The sequence below is a fragment of the Kitasatospora sp. NPDC059973 genome, from assembly GCF_042737525.1.
Classification (GTDB): domain Bacteria; phylum Actinomycetota; class Actinomycetes; order Streptomycetales; family Streptomycetaceae; genus Kitasatospora.
Genome location: NZ_JBHWUI010000057.1, coordinates 1 through 17,862, shown reverse-complemented (window position 1 = coordinate 17,862; position 17,862 = coordinate 1). Strand labels below are relative to the sequence as shown.

Annotated in this window: 14 protein-coding genes and 1 tRNA gene; 9 read left to right on the top strand and 6 right to left on the bottom strand. The window is 73.6% G+C overall.

All coding sequences use genetic code 11. The annotated features are described in order from the left end of the window. Positions 1–75 precede the first annotated feature (75 nt). Positions 76–1,467 carry an AarF/ABC1/UbiB kinase family protein gene (locus tag ACFWA9_RS17625; protein ID WP_352295755.1) on the bottom strand — a complete coding sequence of 464 codons (1,392 nt, stop codon included), beginning with the start codon at positions 1,465–1,467 and terminating at the stop codon, positions 76–78. A 140-nt stretch (positions 1,468–1,607) separates the two neighbouring features. Then, a complete protein-coding gene (locus tag ACFWA9_RS17620; protein ID WP_380388086.1) occupies positions 1,608–2,693 on the bottom strand; it encodes a ThiF family adenylyltransferase in 1,086 nt (361 codons plus the stop codon). Between the two features lie 414 nt (positions 2,694–3,107). Between ACFWA9_RS17620 and ACFWA9_RS17615 the strand changes: the two genes are divergently transcribed. After that, positions 3,108–3,677, top strand: a complete 570-nt coding sequence (locus ACFWA9_RS17615) for a M48 family metallopeptidase (RefSeq protein ID WP_329492238.1) — start codon at positions 3,108–3,110, stop codon at positions 3,675–3,677. A 134-nt stretch (positions 3,678–3,811) separates the two neighbouring features. Here ACFWA9_RS17615 and ACFWA9_RS17610 read toward each other — a convergent pair whose 3' ends face one another. Together ACFWA9_RS17610 and ACFWA9_RS17605 are read right to left on the bottom strand one after the other, a co-directional pair. Next, positions 3,812–4,399 (bottom strand): NUDIX hydrolase, encoded by a 588-nt coding sequence (locus tag ACFWA9_RS17610; protein ID WP_380388085.1) that lies wholly within the window; start codon positions 4,397–4,399, stop codon positions 3,812–3,814. Continuing rightward, complete coding sequence (locus ACFWA9_RS17605) at positions 4,396–5,973, bottom strand: zinc-dependent metalloprotease (RefSeq protein ID WP_380388083.1); 1,578 nt, start codon at positions 5,971–5,973, stop codon at positions 4,396–4,398. The genes ACFWA9_RS17610 and ACFWA9_RS17605 overlap by 4 nt, the downstream gene beginning before the upstream one ends. A 209-nt stretch (positions 5,974–6,182) precedes the next feature. Between ACFWA9_RS17605 and ACFWA9_RS17600 the strand changes: the two genes are divergently transcribed. The 4 genes from ACFWA9_RS17600 (at position 6,183) to ACFWA9_RS17585 (ending at position 9,413) form a co-directional block, all read left to right on the top strand. Next, the gene (locus tag ACFWA9_RS17600; RefSeq protein ID WP_380388081.1) at positions 6,183–7,331 is read left to right on the top strand and encodes an NAD-dependent epimerase/dehydratase family protein; all 1,149 of its coding nucleotides are present in this window, start codon (positions 6,183–6,185) and stop codon (positions 7,329–7,331) included. Between the two features lie 142 nt (positions 7,332–7,473). After that, on the top strand, positions 7,474–7,914 hold the full coding sequence (locus tag ACFWA9_RS17595) for a molybdenum cofactor biosynthesis protein MoaE (protein WP_380388080.1): 441 nt from the start codon (positions 7,474–7,476) through the stop codon (positions 7,912–7,914). Positions 7,915–8,096: 182 nt separating this feature from the next. After that, positions 8,097–8,285, top strand: a complete 189-nt coding sequence (locus ACFWA9_RS17590) for a hypothetical protein (RefSeq protein WP_329489514.1) — start codon at positions 8,097–8,099, stop codon at positions 8,283–8,285. 42 nt (positions 8,286–8,327) lie between these two features. Continuing rightward, a complete protein-coding gene (locus ACFWA9_RS17585) occupies positions 8,328–9,413 on the top strand; it encodes a PDZ domain-containing protein (protein ID WP_352293063.1) in 1,086 nt (361 codons plus the stop codon). Between the two features lie 62 nt (positions 9,414–9,475). Here the strand turns inward: ACFWA9_RS17585 and ACFWA9_RS17580 are convergent, their stop codons facing one another. After that, the gene (locus ACFWA9_RS17580) at positions 9,476–10,039 is read right to left on the bottom strand and encodes a PPA1309 family protein (protein WP_329489516.1); all 564 of its coding nucleotides are present in this window, start codon (positions 10,037–10,039) and stop codon (positions 9,476–9,478) included. 278 nt (positions 10,040–10,317) lie between these two features. On the opposite strand from ACFWA9_RS17580, the gene ACFWA9_RS17575 reads away from it, so the two are divergent. From ACFWA9_RS17575 to ACFWA9_RS17565, 3 genes are all read left to right on the top strand, one after another. Continuing rightward, positions 10,318–13,308 (top strand): UPF0182 family protein, encoded by a 2,991-nt coding sequence (locus tag ACFWA9_RS17575; RefSeq protein WP_380388077.1) that lies wholly within the window; start codon positions 10,318–10,320, stop codon positions 13,306–13,308. A gap of 56 nt (positions 13,309–13,364) precedes the next feature. Then, a tRNA-Met gene (locus tag ACFWA9_RS17570) sits at positions 13,365–13,438 on the top strand. Positions 13,439–13,820: 382 nt separating this feature from the next. Continuing rightward, positions 13,821–15,803: a tetratricopeptide repeat protein gene (locus ACFWA9_RS17565; protein ID WP_380388076.1), complete on the top strand. Its 1,983-nt coding sequence runs from the start codon at positions 13,821–13,823 to the stop codon at positions 15,801–15,803. Between the two features lie 7 nt (positions 15,804–15,810). On the opposite strand, the gene ACFWA9_RS17560 is transcribed toward ACFWA9_RS17565, so the two are convergent. Beyond that, positions 15,811–16,230 (bottom strand): Fur family transcriptional regulator, encoded by a 420-nt coding sequence (locus ACFWA9_RS17560; protein WP_352293072.1) that lies wholly within the window; start codon positions 16,228–16,230, stop codon positions 15,811–15,813. 107 nt (positions 16,231–16,337) lie between these two features. On the opposite strand from ACFWA9_RS17560, the gene ACFWA9_RS17555 reads away from it, so the two are divergent. Beyond that, positions 16,338–17,816, top strand: coding sequence for a catalase (locus tag ACFWA9_RS17555; RefSeq protein ID WP_352293074.1), 1,479 nt, complete (start codon positions 16,338–16,340; stop codon positions 17,814–17,816). Positions 17,817–17,862 lie beyond the last annotated feature (46 nt).

Below are 17,862 nucleotides of genomic sequence, written 5' to 3'. Positions count from 1 at the left end.
GAGTTCCACCCCCGTCGTGCCGCAGGCCGCCCCCCGAACCGGGGAGCGGCCTGCGGCCGTTGCTGCCCGTACCGGTCAGGGCTTCTTGACAGCCTTGGTGGCCCTGGTGGCGGTGCGCGCCTTCGGCGGGGTGGTGGGGCGCTCCTCGAACTCCGGGAGCCACCGCCGCATCTCCGCCCGGAACGGCGCGTTGGCGCCCAGCTGGCAGAGCACCCCGATGGTGCTCAGCGTGACCCGGTGGATCAGCAGGTACGCCGGGGGCAGGTTGAGCTGCTTGCCCAGGTTGTAGGCGGGCGAGCGCGGATCGGCGATCCGCGCGGCCTGGGCCCGCATCCAGGCCCGGGTGAAGTGGAAGGTGTCCACCGCGGCCGGCTCGATGATCGGGACGAGGTAGTCCAGCACCGCGTCCGGGTCCAGCTCGATCGAGGGCTTGACGAAGCCCTCCTCGCGCAGCATCTCCAGCACGCCCGCGGCGTCGCCCGCCAGGGCCATCCGCAGGGAGGCGCCGATCGGGGCGGGCAGCCCGCCCGGCAGCCGGTCGACGGTGCCGAAGTCCAGCACCCCGAGCCGCCAGCCGGCGACCGGGCCGTCGTCCTTGAGCAGCCGGAAGTTGCCCGGATGCGGGTCGGCGTGCAGCAGACCGGTCCGGGACGGGCCGGCGAACAGGAACCGGGCCAGCAGGTGCCCGGCCCGGTCGCGCTCCTCCTGGGTGCCGCCGGTGATCACCTCGGCCAGCGGGGTGCCGTCCATCCACTCGGTGACCAGCACCTGGTCGGCCTGCGCGACCACGCCGGGCACCTGGATGTCCGGGTCGCCCGCGAACTCCTCGGCGTGCCGGCGCTGGGCCTGCGCCTCCAGCTCGTAGTCCAGCTCCTCGGCGACCCGCTCGCGCAACTCGGTGATCAGCGGCTTGATGTCGAGGCCGGGGATGAGCGGGCCGAGCAGCCAGGCCACCCGGCTCAGCTGCGTGAGGTCCGCCAGCAGGGCGTCGCCCGCGCCCGGGTACTGGACCTTGACGGCCACCTCGCGGCCGTCGTGCCAGACGGCCCGGTGCACCTGCCCGATCGAGGCGGCGGCCGCCGGCCGGTCGTCGAACTCCCGGAACAGCTCCCGCCAGCCTTCGCCGAGGCGCTCCGCGAGCGCGGTGTGGACCTTGGCGGCGGGCATCGGCGGGGCGGCGTCCTGCAGTTTGGTCAGGGCCGCCCGGTAGGGCCCGGCGACCTCCTCGGGCAGCGCGGCCTCGAAGACGGACAGCACCTGCCCGAACTTCATCGCCCCGCCCTTGAGCTCGCCCAGGACCTTGAAGAGCTGGTCGGCGGTGGCCTGCTGGAGCTCGGCCGTCACCACCTCGGCGGAGCGCCCGCCGATCCGCTTCCCCAGCCCGAGGGTGGCCCGCCCGGCGATTCCCAGCGGCAGGGCTGCGAGCCGTGCCGTGCGGGTCATTGCCTTGCGCGGAAGATCGCTCACCCGGGCCTCCAATCCACACGCCCCCGGCACCCCACGACCGGGGGCCGACCATCACTACGCCATTGTGCCCGCTCGCCGCCCCGGTCCCGGCCCCCTTTTCCGACCTGTCGTGCGGCGGTCGCCGCGGCGCCCGCCCGCGGTCATCCCGGCGGCTGCGGTTGCCAGAGGCAGCCGCAGTCGGGGTGGCCCTTCAGCCGCAGCCGCCGGGGCATGCCGTCGACGGCCGAGAGTTCGCACCAGCCGTCGAGGCTCGGCGGCCGGCCGCCGTCCAGGTAGACCTGGGCGTGGAGGGCGGCGAGGCCCGCCACGGCCGTGGCCAGGCCGGTGTCGCAGGCGGGGGTGCGGGCCCGGCCGGGGCCCTCGTCGGCGAGCTGGGCCAGGATCCGGGGCCAGGCCGGATCCTCGTCCTCGCGGGCCAGTACCAGGCAGTGGCCGCAGGCCGAGACACCGGGCACGACGAGCGGGCCGACCACGCCGAACTCCTCCACCACCCCGACGTACAGGTGCGGCACCCCGGCCCGCAGCAGCTCCCTGGCCTCGGCCGCGCCGCCGGCGAAGGCACCGCTGCCGTCCCTCGGCGCCAGCACCACCAGGTCGAGGTCCCGCGCCGAGGGGCGGCGGGTGCCCGGAGCCGTGCGGCGGGCCGAGGCCCGCCGGACGGCGTCCCGGGCCGCGGTGGACCGCAGCCGCCCGACCTCGCCGGGCGGCAGGCCGGCGGGGGAGCAGTCCGCGGGCCGCACCCGGCCGGTGTCGGTGACGGTGACCGCCCCCGTACCGGCGGCCGCCAGGACGGCGGCGATCGCGGCGCCGACCCGGCCGGCCCCGCGCACCTCGACCCGGTGGTCGGCCCGGCGGCCGAGGACGGCGGGGGCGGCGCCGGGGGCGGAGTGCACCAGGGAGAGCGAAGCGAGGTCCGGGCCGAGCAGCTCCCGGTGCGGCTGCGGGAAGCGGGCCAGCGCACGGCCCGCCGCCTCGGCGTCGTCGAGCAGCCCGGTCCGCTCCAGCTCGTCCAGCAGCGCGCCGGTCGGCTCGCGCCCGAGGCCGGCCCGCTCGCCGACGGCCAGCAGCGCGGGCCGGTCCCGCGTCCCGTCGAGCAGGCCGAGGAAGTCGCAGCGGGCCCGGTCCGCGCGTTCGACCACCCCGGCGTACTGGCGGACGGTGCCGAACTGCAGGGTCTCGGAGTCCCGCCAGCTGCGGGAGAGGGCGGGCTTCAGCAGGAGGCGCACGGTGGATTTCCTTCCGATCGTTTCCGGACGGCCGGGGCCAGCCTGCCCGATCGGCGCGGATCCGTGCCCGGCGTTGTCCACAGGCACGAGCACATGATCGAATGATCCGTTCGCATGCCCTGTGGATAACCTGCCGGCCGGTACGGGGTCGCATTCCGGACACCCGCCGTCGGCCTTTCGTTCCCGATCACTCCACGAAAGATTTCGGCCATGGCAGCGGACTTCTGTCAGCGGTACCGGGTAACGTCGTGTGCCATGGCAGCCGAACGGGACTCCCATCCCCCGGCGTCGCGTCGGCGTGCCCGTGCAGCCTCCGGGTCCCAGGTCGCGACGCCGAGCACGCGCGGGCGCCCGGACCAACAGCCCGGATCGGCGCCCGCGCAGCCCCCCGCGCCGTCGGAGAAACACGTCGAGCTGCCCTTCGACCGATCCCGGGTGGAGGTCCGCCGCAGTGCCCGGCGCAGCCGCACCGTCTCGGCCTACCGCGAGGGCGACCGCACGGTCGTGCTGATCCCGGCCCGGATGTCGCACGCCGAGGAACAGCGCTGGGTCGCGCAGATGCTGGAGAAGCTGGCCGCCCAGGAGAGCCGCCGGGTGCTCGGCGACGACGCGCTGGCGGTCCGGGCGCGGGAGCTGTCCGCCGCCTACCTGGGCAACCGCGCCCAGCCGGTCCAGGTCCGCTGGGTCACCAACCAGAACTCGCGCTGGGGTTCCTGCACCCCCAGCGAGCGGACCATCCGGCTCTCGCACCGGCTGCAGGGCATGCCGGAGTACGTCGTCGACTACGTGCTGCTGCACGAGCTCGCCCACCTGCTGGTGCCGGACCACGGCGCCTCGTTCTGGGCCCTGCTGGAGGCGTACCCGCGGACGGAGCGGGCGCGCGGCTATCTGGAGGGCGTCGCCTCGGCGGCCCGGCTGCCGCACATCCCGGGCGCCCGGCACGCGGGTCCGCCGGAGGCCGAGCCGGCCGGATCCTGCGGCTGACCGGAGCGCCGCACCCCTGGCGGGCGCGGGCGGCGGGCCACGCGGGGCGGACGGGCGCGGGTCAGCGGCGGACGGGCGCACGACAGAGGGGGCGCGGGCCACAGCGGCCCGCGCCCCCTCAGGTCTGTCGCGCCTCAGCCGGTGAGCTGCCGGGCGCGCGCCACCAGGTCGCGCACCGAGTGGTCGGTCAGCTCGGGCAGCTCGTCGAAGCCGAACCAGCGCAGGTCCAGCGACTCCTCGCTGATCAGCGCCTCGGCGCCGGGCGGGGCCACCGCGATGTACTGGACGTCCAGGTGGGTGTTCTCCGGCCGGTCCTTGCCGGTGCAGCGGACCTGGTGCCGGTCGAGCTTGGCCGGTACCGGTACGCCGTCGGCGGCCAGCAGCACGAGGTCCGGGATGCCCGACTCCTCGGTGGCCTCGCGCAGCGCGGCGGAGGCCAGGTCGCGGTCGCCCGGCTCGCAGTGGCCGCCCATCTGCAGCCAGAGGCCGACCTTGGGGTGCAGGGTCAGCAGCACCCGCCCGGCGGCCGGGTCCACCACGGCCGCGCTGGCGGTGATGTGGGCGGGCAGGCAGGAGCGGAACAGGCCCTCGGGCTGCCCGGCCAGGTGGTCCAGGTAGTCGAGGCGCAGCCGCTCCTGGTCCGGGCCGGCCGGACGCCAGCCGCTCAGGGTGCGGACCGCGTCCGCGTGCAGGGCGGACGTGCCCGTCTCGGTGAGCGTCATGCGGTGGGCTCGCCCTTCCCGTCCTCGCCGTCGTCCTTCTTCTCCAGGTCGGGCTTGGCGGACTCCGAAGGCTTCGAGGGCTCCGAGGACTTCGACGGCCCGCCCGCGGCGGCCTCGCCGAGCAGCCTGTCGATCGCGTCGAAGTCCAGGCCGCCCTCGGTGTCGCCGGCGGTATCCCGGTGCACGAAGGCGTCCGGGTCGTCCAGGTCGGCGGCGGTGGGGAGCATGTCGGGGTGCTGCCAGAGGTCGTCGCGGCCCTCGATGCCCCGGGCGTCGGCGAGCAGCGCCCAGAGCCGGGCGGCGTCGCGCAGCCGGCGCGGGCGCAGCTCCAGGCCGACCAGGGTGGCGAAGGTCTGCTCGGCGGGTCCGCCGGCCGCACGGCGGCGGCGGACGGTCTCGCGCAGCGCGCCGGCCTGCGGCAGGTGCGGTTCGGCGGCGGTGTGCACCACGGCGTCGACCCAGCCCTCGACCAGCGCGAGCGCCGTCTCCAGACGGGCGAGCGCGGCCTTCTGCTCAGGGGTGTCCTCGGGCTGGAGCAGTCCGCCGGCCAGGGCCTCCTGGAGCGCCTCGGGGTTGCTCGGGTCGAGCTGGCCGGCGAGCTCCTCCATCCGGGAGGTGTCGACCTTGATGCCGCGCGCATAGGCCTCGACGGCGCCGAACAGGTGGGCGCGCAGCCACGGCACGTGGGCGAAGAGGCGCTGGTGGGCGGCCTCGCGCAGGGCGAGGTAGAGCCGGACCTCGTCGGCGGGCACGTTCAGGCCCTCGCCGAACTCGGCGATGTTCTGCGGCAGCAGCGCGGCCTTCCCGGCGGGGGCCAGCGGCAGGCCGACGTCGGTCGAGCCGACCACCTCGGCGGCGAGCGCGCCGAGCGCCTGGCCGATCTGGCTGCCGAACATGGCGCCGCCCATCGAGCGCATCATGCCCATCAGCGGGCCCGCCATGGCCTGCATCTCCTCGGGCAGGACGCCGCCCATGGCCGTGCCCACCCGCTCGGCGACCGGGTCCACGAGGTCCTTCCAGACCGGCAGGGTGGCCTCGATCCACTCGGCCCGGCTCCAGGCGACGGCGGTGCCGGCCCCGGAGGGGAACTCGGTGGCGCCGTCCAGCCAGAGGTCGGCGAGCCGGACGGCCTCGGCGACGGCGGAGCGCTCGGAGGCGCCGACCGACCGGTCCTTGGACTTGCCCTCGACGGGCTCGGCGACGACGGTCTGGCGGGCGATGTCCTTGGCGAGGTCCCAGTTCACCGGGCCGCCCTCGAACGAGAGCATCTGGCCGAGCTGCTGGAAGGCGGCGCCGAGGTCGTTGGGATTGAGGCCGCCGAACATCGCGGCGAAGGGGTTGTCGCCCCCGCCGGGCCCGCTCGGGGTGCCGGGAGCGCCGGGAGCGCCGGGCATCCCCATGCCGAAGAGCGCGCCGAAGGGGTTCCCGCCGAAGCCGAACGGCTGGGGGCCGCCCTGCTCGCCGCCCTGGTCCTTCTTCTTCTGCTCGTCGCCGGGCTTGCCCTTGCCGTCCTCGGGCTTGCCGTCCTCGGGCTCCTCTGGCGGAACGCCGAATCCGAAGGGAAGGTCGCTCACGGGGTCCTCGATCCGGTCGGCCGTCATGCGGGGTGGTGGCGGAATTTCGGCCCGCCCGGGGCGGTCCGCGGAGTGGGGGACTCGCGTTCGGCGGGCGGCTCCCGCACGGCTGGTCCGCGCCGGGTGCACCGCCGGGCCTTCGCCTCGGGCAGGATGGACGTACGTGACACACGTACGTACGCACATAAGCTAACCGTGGAGGATGGCCGGTGAGTTCCCCGCCTTCGGACGTTCGCTCTGGGCTGACCGGAGGAGAGGACGCCCCGGACATCACGGCGTCGCCGCCTCCAGCCTACGGCGGAAGGCCACTGACCGTGGCCGTCACCGGCGCCGCCGGTGTGCTCGGCGAGCGCGTCGCCGCCCGCCTGGTCGCCTCGCCGGGGGTGAGGAAGGTGCTCGCCGTCGACGACCGGCGGGGCGAGGTGCCGGGCGTGCAGTGGCGCGTCCTGGACGTCCGCGACCCGGCGGTGGCCGAGCGGCTGGCCGGTGTGGACGTGGTCGTCCACCTGGCGATGGACCTCGGGATGGAGTCCGATCCGCGCGCCCGCAGCGCCTACAACGTGCGCGGCGCGCAGACCGTGCTGACCGCCGCCGCGGCGGCCGGGGTGCACCGGGTGGTGCTGTGCACCTCCGCGATGGTCTACGGCGCGCTCGCCGACAACGAGGTGCCGCTGGCCGAGGACTCCGAGCTGCGGGCCACCGAGGAGGCCTCGCTGGTCGGCGACCTGCTGGAGATCGAGCGGCTGGCCCGGCGGGCCCCGCGGGCCCACCCGGGGCTGCAGGTGACCGTGCTGCGTCCGGCCGTGGTGGTCGGGCCCGGCGTCGACACCGTGCTGACCCGGCACTTCGAGGCGCCCCGGCTGCTGGTGGTGGCGGGCTCCCGGCCGTGCTGGCAGTTCTGCCACGTGGACGACCTGGCGGCGGCGCTGGAGTACGCGGCGCTCGGGCTGGTCGAGGGCGAGGTCACGGTCGGCTGCGACGGCTGGCTGGAGCAGGAGGACGTGGAGCGGCTTTCGGGCATCCGGCGGATGGAGCTGCCGGCCTCGCTCGCGCTGGGCACCGCGGCCCGGCTGCACCGGCTCGGACTGACCCCGGCCCCGGCCGGGGACCTCGCGTACACGATGTACCCCTGGGTGGTGTCCGGCAGCCGGCTGCACGAGGCGGGCTGGCGTCCGACCTACAGCAACGAGCAGGTGCTGGCGGAGCTGCTGGCGCAGGTCTCCGGGAAGCACGCGGTGGCCGGGCGGCGGCTCGGCGGCAAGGAGGCCGCCACCAGCCTGGGCGCGGCCGGGGCGACGGTGGCGCTGGTCGGTACGGCCGCGCTGGTCCGGCGGGCGCGCAAGCGGCGCCGCTTCTGACCCTTCGACGGCCGCGGCGGGCGGGGCCCGCCACCGGTGCCCACCGCGGTCGGCCTGCCTCGATTCTCACGATGCGAAATTTCCCAATCGTGATACGGAACCCCCTTGCCCGAAGTCACCCGCGATGGGGAATCATGGGGGTATGGCCGACAACCACGACCCCATCCGCCTGCTCGCCGTCCGCGACACCCCCCTCTCGCTCGACGAGGTCTACGAGGCGGTCGGCGACGACGCCGCCGGCGGTACGACCGTCTTCGTCGGGACGGTCCGGGACCACGACGGCGGGAAGTCGGTCGCCGCGCTGGAGTACAGCTGCCACCCCTCGGCCGAACAGGAGATGCGCCGGATCGCCGAGAAGGTCGTCGCGGAGTTCCCGGTCCGGGCGCTCGCCGCGGTGCACCGGATCGGCCGGCTGGAGATCACCGACAAGGCCGTGATCGTCGCCGTCTCCTGCGCCCACCGGGGCGAGGCGTTCGCCGCCGCCCGCCGGCTGATCGACGACCTCAAGCACGAGGTGCCGATCTGGAAGCACCAGGTGTTCGCCGACGGCGAGGAGGAGTGGGTCGGCGCCGGCGGCTGCTGACCCACCCGGACACCGCCGACGCGCAGGCGCGCCGGGCCTTCACCCGAACGGGTCCGGGCCGGCGCCCCGGATACTCCCTGGCAGTGAGCCGATCGGCCGTGCCGTAACCCGGACGGCGCCACCCGCGTTCTCCGGCGGGGTGGTTAGTCTGCTCATAGACACGACGAGCTGGGAGTACTGATATGGCTGCGCTCGCCTGGTTGATCATTCCTGTCATCGCCGCACTGTTCGCCGCCGTGTGGGCGGGCTGGGCCCAGCGGTCCCCCAGAGCCACCGGTGACCCCGCCTCCCTCGCCGAGCACCGGCGCTTCATGGCCGCCATGGAACGCACCACCGCCGCCCCCGGCCCGGGCGAGGACCCCGGCCGGTAGCCCGGCGGGCGTGGCGTCGGGCGCGTCCCGTACTGTCGAGGCATGCCACGCCGCTCTGCGACGATGCTCGCCGCCACCCTGCTGCTCATAGCGCTGCTCTGCGCGTCGGTGATGATGAAGGTGCCGTACACGGAGATGAGCCCGGGGCCGACGTACAACACGCTCGGGGTGCAGGAGAAGACGGGCACGCCGGTGATCACCGTCACCGGCCACGAGTCCTACCCGGTGAGCGGCCACCTCAACATGACCACCGTCCAGGTCACCGGTGCCAAGTACGAGCCCAGCCTGGTCAACGCGGTGGTCGGGTGGCTCCGGGACGACGTGCTGGTGGTACCGCACGACAACGTCTACCCGAAGGGCCAGACGGACGCCGACGCCAAGCGGCAGAACGCCGAGGAGTTCGCGCTCTCCGAGGACCACGCGCGGACGGCGGCGCTGACCCAGCTCGGCATCCCGGTCGGTAACGAGCTGATCGTCCAGTCGGTCACGGCCGGCGCCCCGGCCGAGGGCAAGCTGCACGCCGGGGACCGGATCATCGCGGTCGACGGCACCCCGGTCACCGACGCGGACAGCGTGGCGAAGGCCGTCACCAAGCACCAGCCCGGCGAGACGGCCGTCTTCACCGTGGTGCCGATGGTCAAGGACGCGAGCAAGGCGGACCCGGCGGCGGCCCGGACCGACATCGCCGTCCCGACCGTGAAGTCCCCCGACACCGGCGCCGCCATGGTCGGCATCCGGCCCGGCGTCCGGCACACCTACCCGTTCCAGATCGACATCGGCCTCCAGGACGTCGGCGGGCCGAGCGCGGGCCTGATGTTCTCGCTGGGCATCATCGACAAGCTGACGCCGGAGGACCTCACCGGCGGCAGGTTCGTCGCGGGGACGGGCACCATCGACGACGCCGGCGCGGTCGGGCCGATCGGCGGGATATCGATGAAGCTGATCGCGGCCCGGGACGCCGGCGCCCAGTACTTCTTCACCCCGGCCGCCAACTGCGCCGAGGCCGGCAAGAACACCCCGTCCGGACTGACCCTGATCAGGACCGAGACGCTGGACGGCGCGCTGAAGTCGCTGGAGCAGGTGCGCAGCGGGCAGACCGCCGCGCTGCCCTCCTGCGCCACCGGCTGACCGGCCGGACACCGCGGGCCCCGGACGATCCCGTCCGGGGCCCGCGGCGTACCGGTCGTGGCCTAGGAGAAGGTGGCGAGCAGCGCCGCGGTCAGGCCGGGGACGAGGTCGGGGCCGGTCAGCACCTCGCGGGCGACGTCCTTGGAGCGCAGCCGCAGGGCGATCTCCCGCTTGCCGTCGCGCAGCACGGCGGCGGTGATCCGCACTTCCTCGCGGTTGGGGTGGTTGGCCACCCAGTCGGCGAGCTGGGCGTCGCTGGCGTTGCGCGGGCGGGACTGCTCGGCGCCCGGCGGCAGCATCAGCCGCTCGACCACCAGGGCGCAGCCGACCACGGCGTCGGGCCAGGCGATGGTGCCCAGGAACTTGTCCAGCTCCATGCCTTCGGGCAGTTCGTCCTGCTCGATCGGGGTGAGGCCGGCCTCCGGGCTGTCGGAGAGGCCGAGCTTCTTGGCGATCCCGGGATCGGCCTTGAGCAGGGCCGCGCTGTCCACCAGGGCGAACAGCCGGGCCGGGAGGTCCCAGCCGAGGGTGGCGGCGTACTCGTCGATCTCCAGCGCGGCCCGGGTCAGCGGGGTCGCGGCCGGGAGCTTGGAGACGTCGTCGGGGGAATTGGAGACATCGGACATGCCTCAATCCTCACACGCCGGGCGGTCCGGGCGGTGCCACAGGTCCGGCGGGGGCGGGCGCGGCGCCCACGGGGCGGAGCCGCGGGGCCGCCCGGGAGCGCCCGGGCCGCGGCGGAGTCCGGTGGCGCGTCCGGTGGCCGGACGGCCGGACGGCTGCGGCCGGGGAACGCCGGAGTAACCGTCTGCTAACGGTGGGAACTCGGCTAAAGCCTGGTTAAGTTGCACTGACGACCGCTCGATTCCAGACGACACAGCTGAGGTGCCCCGTGGTATTCCAGATGCCGGAACGCTCAGGGCCGGGATTCCGGCGCAGGGTAGGCCCGCCCTCCCGGCGGGCGCGGGTACTCCTGCTGACCCTGGGCGTACTCGCGGTGCTCTTCCTGCTGTTCGTCATGTTCGCCGGGTTCTGGACGGACTGGCTCTGGTTCAAGTCGGTCCACTACTCCTCGGTGTTCACCACCCAGCTCTGGACGAAGGTCGGCCTGTTCGCCGTCTTCGGCCTGTTGATGGCGCTGGTCGTGGGCGCCAACATCTGGCTGGCGCACCGGCTCCGGCCGCCGCTGTCGGCGATGTCGGTGGAGCAGCAGAGCCTGGACCGCTACCGGGCCGGCCTGGCGCCGTTCAAGCGCTGGGCGCTGATCGGGATCTCGCTGGTGATCGGCCTGGTGGCCGGCGCCGCCGCCTCGGGCCAGTGGCGGACCTGGCTGCTGTGGACCAACGGGACGTCCTTCGGCGTCAAGGACCAGCAGTTCGGCATGGACGTCTCGTTCTACGCCTTCGAGCTGCCGTTCTACGAGTTCCTGCTCGGCTTCGCGTTCAGCGCGGTGATCGTCTCGCTGCTGACCTCGGCGCTGGTGCACTACCTGTACGGGGGCCTGCGGCTGCAGGGGCCCGGCCGCCGGGCCAGTGCCGGCGCGCAGGGCCACCTCGCGGTGCTGCTCGGCGTGTTCGTGCTGCTGAAGGCGGTGGCGTACTGGCTGGACCGGTACGCGCTGGCGGTGAAGACCGGCTCGTACAAGAGCGTCACCGGCTGGACCGGCCTGCGCTACGTGGACGCCAACGCGTTCCTGCCGGCCAAGACCATCCTGTTCTTCGTCGCGATCATCTGCGCGGTGCTGTTCTTCCTGACCCCGATCCGCCGCACCTGGGCACCGGCCCTGATCGGCCTCGGGCTGATGGTGCTCTCGGCGGTGCTGATCGGCGGGGTGTACCCGGCGATCGTGCAGCAGTTCCAGGTCAAGCCGAACGAGCAGGCCAAGGAGACGCCGTACATCCAGAAGAACATCGACGCGACGCGGCAGGCGTACGGGATCGCGGACAGCCAGACCACCCAGTACACCCCGCAGGGTTCGACCACGGCCGAGGCGCTCAAGCCCGACGCGCAGACCATCGCGGACATCCGGCTGCTGGACCCGAACGTGGTCTCGCCGACCTTCCAGTCGATCGAGCAGCAGCGCTCGTACTACGCCTTCCCGTCCACGCTGGACGTGGACCGCTACGGCAAGGGCGAGACCGCCCAGGACACCGTGATCGGCCTGCGTGAGCTGGACCTCAACGGCGTGCAGCGCAACTGGATCAACGACCACTTCAAGTACACCCACGGCTACGGCGCGGTGGTGGCCAAGGGCAACCAGGTCAACGACAAGGGCCAGCCGGTCTTCACCGAGTCGGGCCTGCCGGCCACCGGTTCGCTGGGCGACTACCAGCAGCGGGTCTACTACGGCGAGAAGACCGGCACGTACTCGATCGTCGGCGGTGCCAACCAGGAGATCGACTACACCACCGACTCCGGTGAGAACAAGCAGTACCAGTACACCGGCGGCAGCGGCGTCTCGCTGGACAACCCGATCACCCGGGCCGCGTACGCGGTGAAGTTCGCCGAGCCGCAGATCCTCTACGCGGGGGCGATCACCGACGGCGCGAAGGTCATCTACGACCGGACGCCCAAGGAGCGGGTGGAGAAGGTCGCGCCGTGGCTGTCGATCGACGCCGACCCGTACCCGGTCGTGCAGCCCGGCCCGGACGGCCAGCCCGGGCGGGTGGTCTGGGTGCTCGACGGCTACACCACCTCCGACGGCTACCCGTTCTCGTCCAAGACGACGCTGGGCACGGCCACCAAGGACTCGCTGACCAACCAGCGCGGCGAGCTGCTGACCGCCGCCAACCAGGTCAACTACATCCGCAACTCGGTCAAGGCCACCGTGGACGCGTACACCGGTGAGGTGACGCTCTACCAGTGGGACGAGAACGACCCGGTGCTCAAGACCTGGATGAAGGCGTTCCCGGACACCGTCAAGGCCAAGGCCGACATCCCGGGCACGCTGATGCCGCACCTGCGCTACCCGCAGGACATGTTCAAGGTGCAGCGCGACCTGCTCGGCCAGTACCACGTGACGGACGCCAACTCGTTCTTCAACGGCAGCGACATCTGGCAGATCCCGGTCGACCCGACCAGCGACACCAAGCAGCCGCAGCCGCCGTACTACCTGACGGTGCGGATGCCGGACCCGGCGGTCACCTCCGCCAGCTTCTCGCTGACCAGCACCTTCGTGCCGAGCGGCCGGGAGAACCTGGCGGCCTTCATGGCGGTCAGCGCCGACCCGGGGCCGGACTACGGGAAGATCAGGCTGCTCAAGGTGCCGGGGGACAGCAAGACCCTCGGGCCCAACCTGGTGCAGTCGCAGTTCAACTCCCGCCAGGAAGTGGCCCAGCAGATCACCCTGCTGAAGAGCGGCGGTGACTCCGAGCTGGAGTACGGCAACCTGCTGACCCTGCCGGTCGGCGGCGGCCTGCTCAACGTCGAGCCGGTGTACGTGCGCGGGCGCGGTGCCAAGTACCCGACGCTGCAGAAGGTGCTCGCGGTGTACGGCAACGACAACGTGGCGTTCGAGAACACCCTGGAGGAGGCGCTGAAGAAGGTCTTCGCGGGTGCCGCCCCGGCGACCACGCCGACCGCGCCGACCACCCCGGGGACCCCGAGCACCCCGACGCCCACCCCGACGGCGCCGGCCACCCCGGGCACCGGCGGGGCCACCACCCCGGAGCTGCAGAAGGCCTGGGCGGACGTCGAGAAGGCGTACAACGACAGCCAGAACGCGTTCAAGAGCGGTGACTGGGCGGCCTACGGCCAGGCCCAGAAGGCGCTCGGAGACGCGATCAAGGCGGCCCAGGCGGCGCAGCAGAAGGCCGGCGGCACCCCCGCCGCCACGCCTTCGGCCACCGCGCCGGCCGGGGCCTCGCCGAGCCCCTCGGCGGGCGCGAGCCCCTGAGCTGGGAGAACCGATTCCTGTTCCACCCCGCGACCGTGCTATGGTTTCACTACCGACGCGGGGTGGAGCAGCTCGGTAGCTCGCTGGGCTCATAACCCAGAGGTCGCAGGTTCAAATCCTGTCCCCGCTACTCAGTAGCCGAGAGGCCCGGAGGATCATCCTCCGGGCCTCTCGCGTTTCCCGCCGAGGGTGGTGTGGGCCCCTCCGGTAGGATCGATCGTCGCCACCGACGCCGGCATGGGGGTTTGTGGACCCGAGTGTCGGGAAATCGACAAAGCGCCGAAGCAATTTCGTCGGCTTCGGTTCCGCGCCGCCGAATTCGGCCGGGGCAGGTGTACGCGGGTTGCGGGTGATGCGACGATGGGACACATGGGGGACGTTGCGCGGCTGTTGGCCGGCCGTCGGCTCCAGCGCGCCCCATGGGGACCCCTTCGGCCGGAGGCCGGCAGCGGGTCCGTCCGGCCGCGGGCCGGGGGAGGATGCCGCGACACTCTGGGGGAGCGGGAGTCGGCATGAGGCTGATCGGCAAGAACGGGCCAGGAGCCAAGTCCGCGGCGACCACCGAGGCGGACACCGAGGGCTGGGCCGATAGCTCCGAGAACTCCGAAGACCGGCCCGGCGCCCTGCCCGCCCAGCGCACCGGCGGACTGACGGACCGCCGGCCGGTCGACGGCTACGGCCCCGACAGCCTGGTGCACGTCTCCGCCAGCCAGTTCACCGCCGCCATCGGCCCCTACGGCGCCGCCACCGAGGACGAGGAGGGCGGCGAGGAGGGGCGCGAGCGGGCCGGATTCGACTCCGCCAGCTTCGAGACCGCCCTGGCCGCCCGGGAGCAGGCCGCCCTGGAGGCCCGGCACCGCCAGGCCGCCGACGACGGGGACGCGGACGCCGCCGGCCGGCTCGGCACCCTGCTGCTGCGCCGCGGGGACCTGGAGGACGCCGAGCCGTACCTGCGCGGCGCCGCCGCGGCCGGGCTGCGCTCGGCCGCCAACAACCTCGGCGTGCTGCTGCACCAGCAGGGCCACCGCTCGGAGGCGGCCCAGTGGTGGCGTCAGGCCGCGGTGGCCGGCAGCGCGCCCGCCGCGCACGCGCTCGGGCTCCAACTGCGGGACCAGGGCGAGGAGGAGGCCGCCGAGTACTGGCTGCACTTCGCCGCCGACCACGGGCACCCGCTCGGCGCCTACGCGTTGGGCGACCTGATGGAGCACCGGCGCGACGTGCGCGCCGAGCGCTGGTTCAAGGTCTCCGCCGACGCCGGGCACCGCGAGGCCGCCTACCGGCTGGCCCGGATGCGCGAGGCCGCGGGGGACAAGGAGACCGCCGAGACCTGGTACCGCACCGCCGCCGCCCGCAGCCACGCCCGCGCCGCGCTGCGGCTCGGGGTGCTGCTGGAGGAGCGCTCCCGGGCCGACCACGGCCTGCTGGACGAGGCGGCCCGCTGGTACCGGCAGTCGGCGCAGAACGGCGAGCCGCGGGCGGCCTGCGCGCTGGGCTTCCTGCTGCGCGACTCCGGGGACCTCACCGCCGCCGCCGAGTGGTGGCAGGAGGCGGCCGAGGCGGGCGACGGCAACGCCGCCAACGCCCTGGGCGCGCTGCACGCCTCGCGCGGCGAGGCGGCCGAGGCCGAACGCTGGTACCGCAGCGCACTGGACGCCGGCGACCAGAACGGCGCCTTCAACCTCGGACTGCTCTGCGCCGGGGCCGGCCGCGACCAGCAGGCCGAGCAGTGGTACCGCCGCGCCGCGTACGCCGGGCACCGCGAGGCGTGCAACGCGCTGGCCGTGGTGCTGCTCCAGCGCGGCGACGAGTCGGGCGCCGAGCCCTGGTTCTCCAAGGCCGCCGAGGCCGGCAGCGTGGACGGCGCCTTCAACCTGGGCGTGCTGCACGCCGGGCGCGGGGACCACCGGCAGGCGCAGGAGTGGTACGCGCGCGCCGCCGCCGAGGGCCACGGCGAGGCGGCCCTCCAGCTGGCGGTGGCCCAGGAGCAGCGCGGCAACCTGGCGGGGGCGCTGGAGCGCTACCGGCAGGCGGCGGCCGGCGGGTCGGCCGAGGGCGCGTTCCGGCTGGCCTCGGTGCTGGACCGGCGCGGCGACGCGGACGACGAGGCCGAGCACTGGTACGCGGTCGCGGCCGACGCCGGCCACCGCCGGGCGCAGGTCCGGATGGGCGTGCGGGCCGCCGAGCGCGGGGCGCTGGAGATCGCCGAGAGCTGGTACCGGCGGGCGGCCGGGGCGGGCAGCCGCAGCGCGGCCTTCAACCTGGGCCTGCTGCTGGCCCGGCAGGACTGCGAGGCCGAGGCGATGCTCTGGTACACCAGGGCCGCCGACGCCGGGCACGGCCGGGCGGCGCTGCGGCTGGCCCTGCTGGCGCTGCGCCGCGGCGAGCCGGTGCAGGCGGAGAACTGGTGCCGGCGGGCGGCCGACTACGGCCCCGCCGAGGTCGCCGAGCGGGCCGGCCGGCTGCTCGGCGCGCTGCACGCGGAGTTGAGCGCGTAGCGCTCGCTCAGCCGCGGTCCGCGCAGTCCGGACAGAGGCCCCGGTAGGTGATCTCGGCCCCGGAGAGGACGAAGCCGAACCGCTCGCCCCGCGGGAGGCCGGCCAGCGGGTCGCCCTGCGGGTGGACGTCGCGGATGGCGCCGCAGCCCGAGCAGACCAGGTGCTGGTGCGGCCGGTGCGCGTTGGGGTCGTACCGCTTGGCCCGCCCGTCGGTGGCGACCTCCAGCACCTCGCCGAGGCAGACCAGCTCGCCGAGCGTGTTGTAGACCGTCGCGCGGCTGATCTCGGGCAGCCGCTCCACGGCGCGCGAGTGCACCTCGTCGGCCGTGAGGTGGACGTGGTCCCCGTCGAGGACCTCGGCCACGACCCGGCGCTGCGAGGTCAGCCGCCACCCACGTCCGCGAAGTCGTTCCAGCAGGTCGCTCATGCGTACAGGATAGGTGAGCTCTCACTTTGGTTCCAGTATTGACTTGGACAAAGTCCAAGTTAGGATCGAGTTGTTGTCACGACCGGACCACGCGGAGGCACCCCCTTATGAGCACCCAGGACGAGCTGCGCCCCACCCTCACCACGGAGGCGGGTGCCCCCGTCGCCGACAACCAGAACACCGAGACCGCCGGCGTCGGCGGCCCGGCGCTCATCCAGGACCAGCAACTCTTCGAGAAGCTGGCGCACTTCAACCGGGAGCGGATCCCGGAGCGGGTGGTGCACGCCCGCGGCGCGGCGGCCTACGGCACCTTCACGGTGACCGCCGACGTCACCGCGTACACCCGGGCCCGCTTCCTCTCCGAGGTGGGCAAGGAGACCGAGACCTTCCTCCGGTTCTCCACCGTGGCCGGCAACCTCGGCTCCGCCGACGCCGTCCGCGACCCGCGCGGCTTCGCGCTGAAGTTCTACACCGAGGACGGCAACTACGACCTCGTCGGCAACAACACCCCGGTGTTCTTCATCAAGGACGCCACCAAGTTCCCGGACTTCATCCACACCCAGAAGCGGGACCCGTACACCGGCTCGCAGGAGGCGGACAACGTCTGGGACTTCTGGGGGCTGTCGCCCGAGGCGACCCACCAGGTGACCTGGCTCTTCGGCGACCGCGGCATCCCGGCCAGCTACCGCCACCTCGACGGCTTCGGCTCGCACACGTACCAGTGGCAGAACGAGGCCGGCGAGTACTTCTGGGTCAAGTACCACTTCAAGACCGACCAGGGCATCAAGAACCTGACGGCGCAGGAGGCGGCCAGGCTCGCGGGCGAGGACCCGGACAGCCACCAGCGCGACCTGCGCGAGTCCATCGAGCGCGGCGAGTACCCGAGCTGGACGGTCAGCGTCCAGATCATGCCGGCGGCGGACGCGGCCCACTACCGCTTCAACCCCTTCGACCTGACCAAGGTGTGGCCGCACGCCGACTACCCACTGGTCGAGTTCGGCAAGCTGGAGCTCAACCGCAACCCCGACAACGTCTTCGCCGAGGTCGAGCAGTCGATCTTCTCGCCGTCGCACTTCGTACCCGGCATCGGCCCGTCCCCGGACAAGATGCTCCAGGGCCGGCTCTTCGCCTACGCGGACGCCCACCGCTACCGCGTCGGCATCAACGCCGACCACCTGCCGGTGAACCGCCCGCACGCCACCGAGGCGCGCACCAACAGCCGGGACGGCTACCTCTACGACGGCCGCCACGGCCGCCGCAAGAACTACGAGCCCAACAGCTTCGGAGGCCCCGTGCAGACCGGCCGCCCGCTCTGGGCCGCGACGGCGGTCACCGGCGCGACCGGCACCCACGAGGCGCCCTCGCACGCCGAGGACGACGACTTCGTGCAGGCGGGGAACCTGTACCGGCTGATGGGCGAGGAGGAGAAGCAGCGGCTGATCGCCAACCTGGCCGGCTTCATCGCCAAGGTCTCGGCCGACCGCGAGGACATCGTCGAGCGGGCGGTCGAGAACTTCCGCCAGGCCGACGCCGACTACGGCCGCCGGCTGGAGACGGCGGTCCGGGAGCTGCGCAAGCAGCGGTAGCGGTACCCCGATGAGCCGCGGGCCCGGCGACCGGATGACCGGTCGC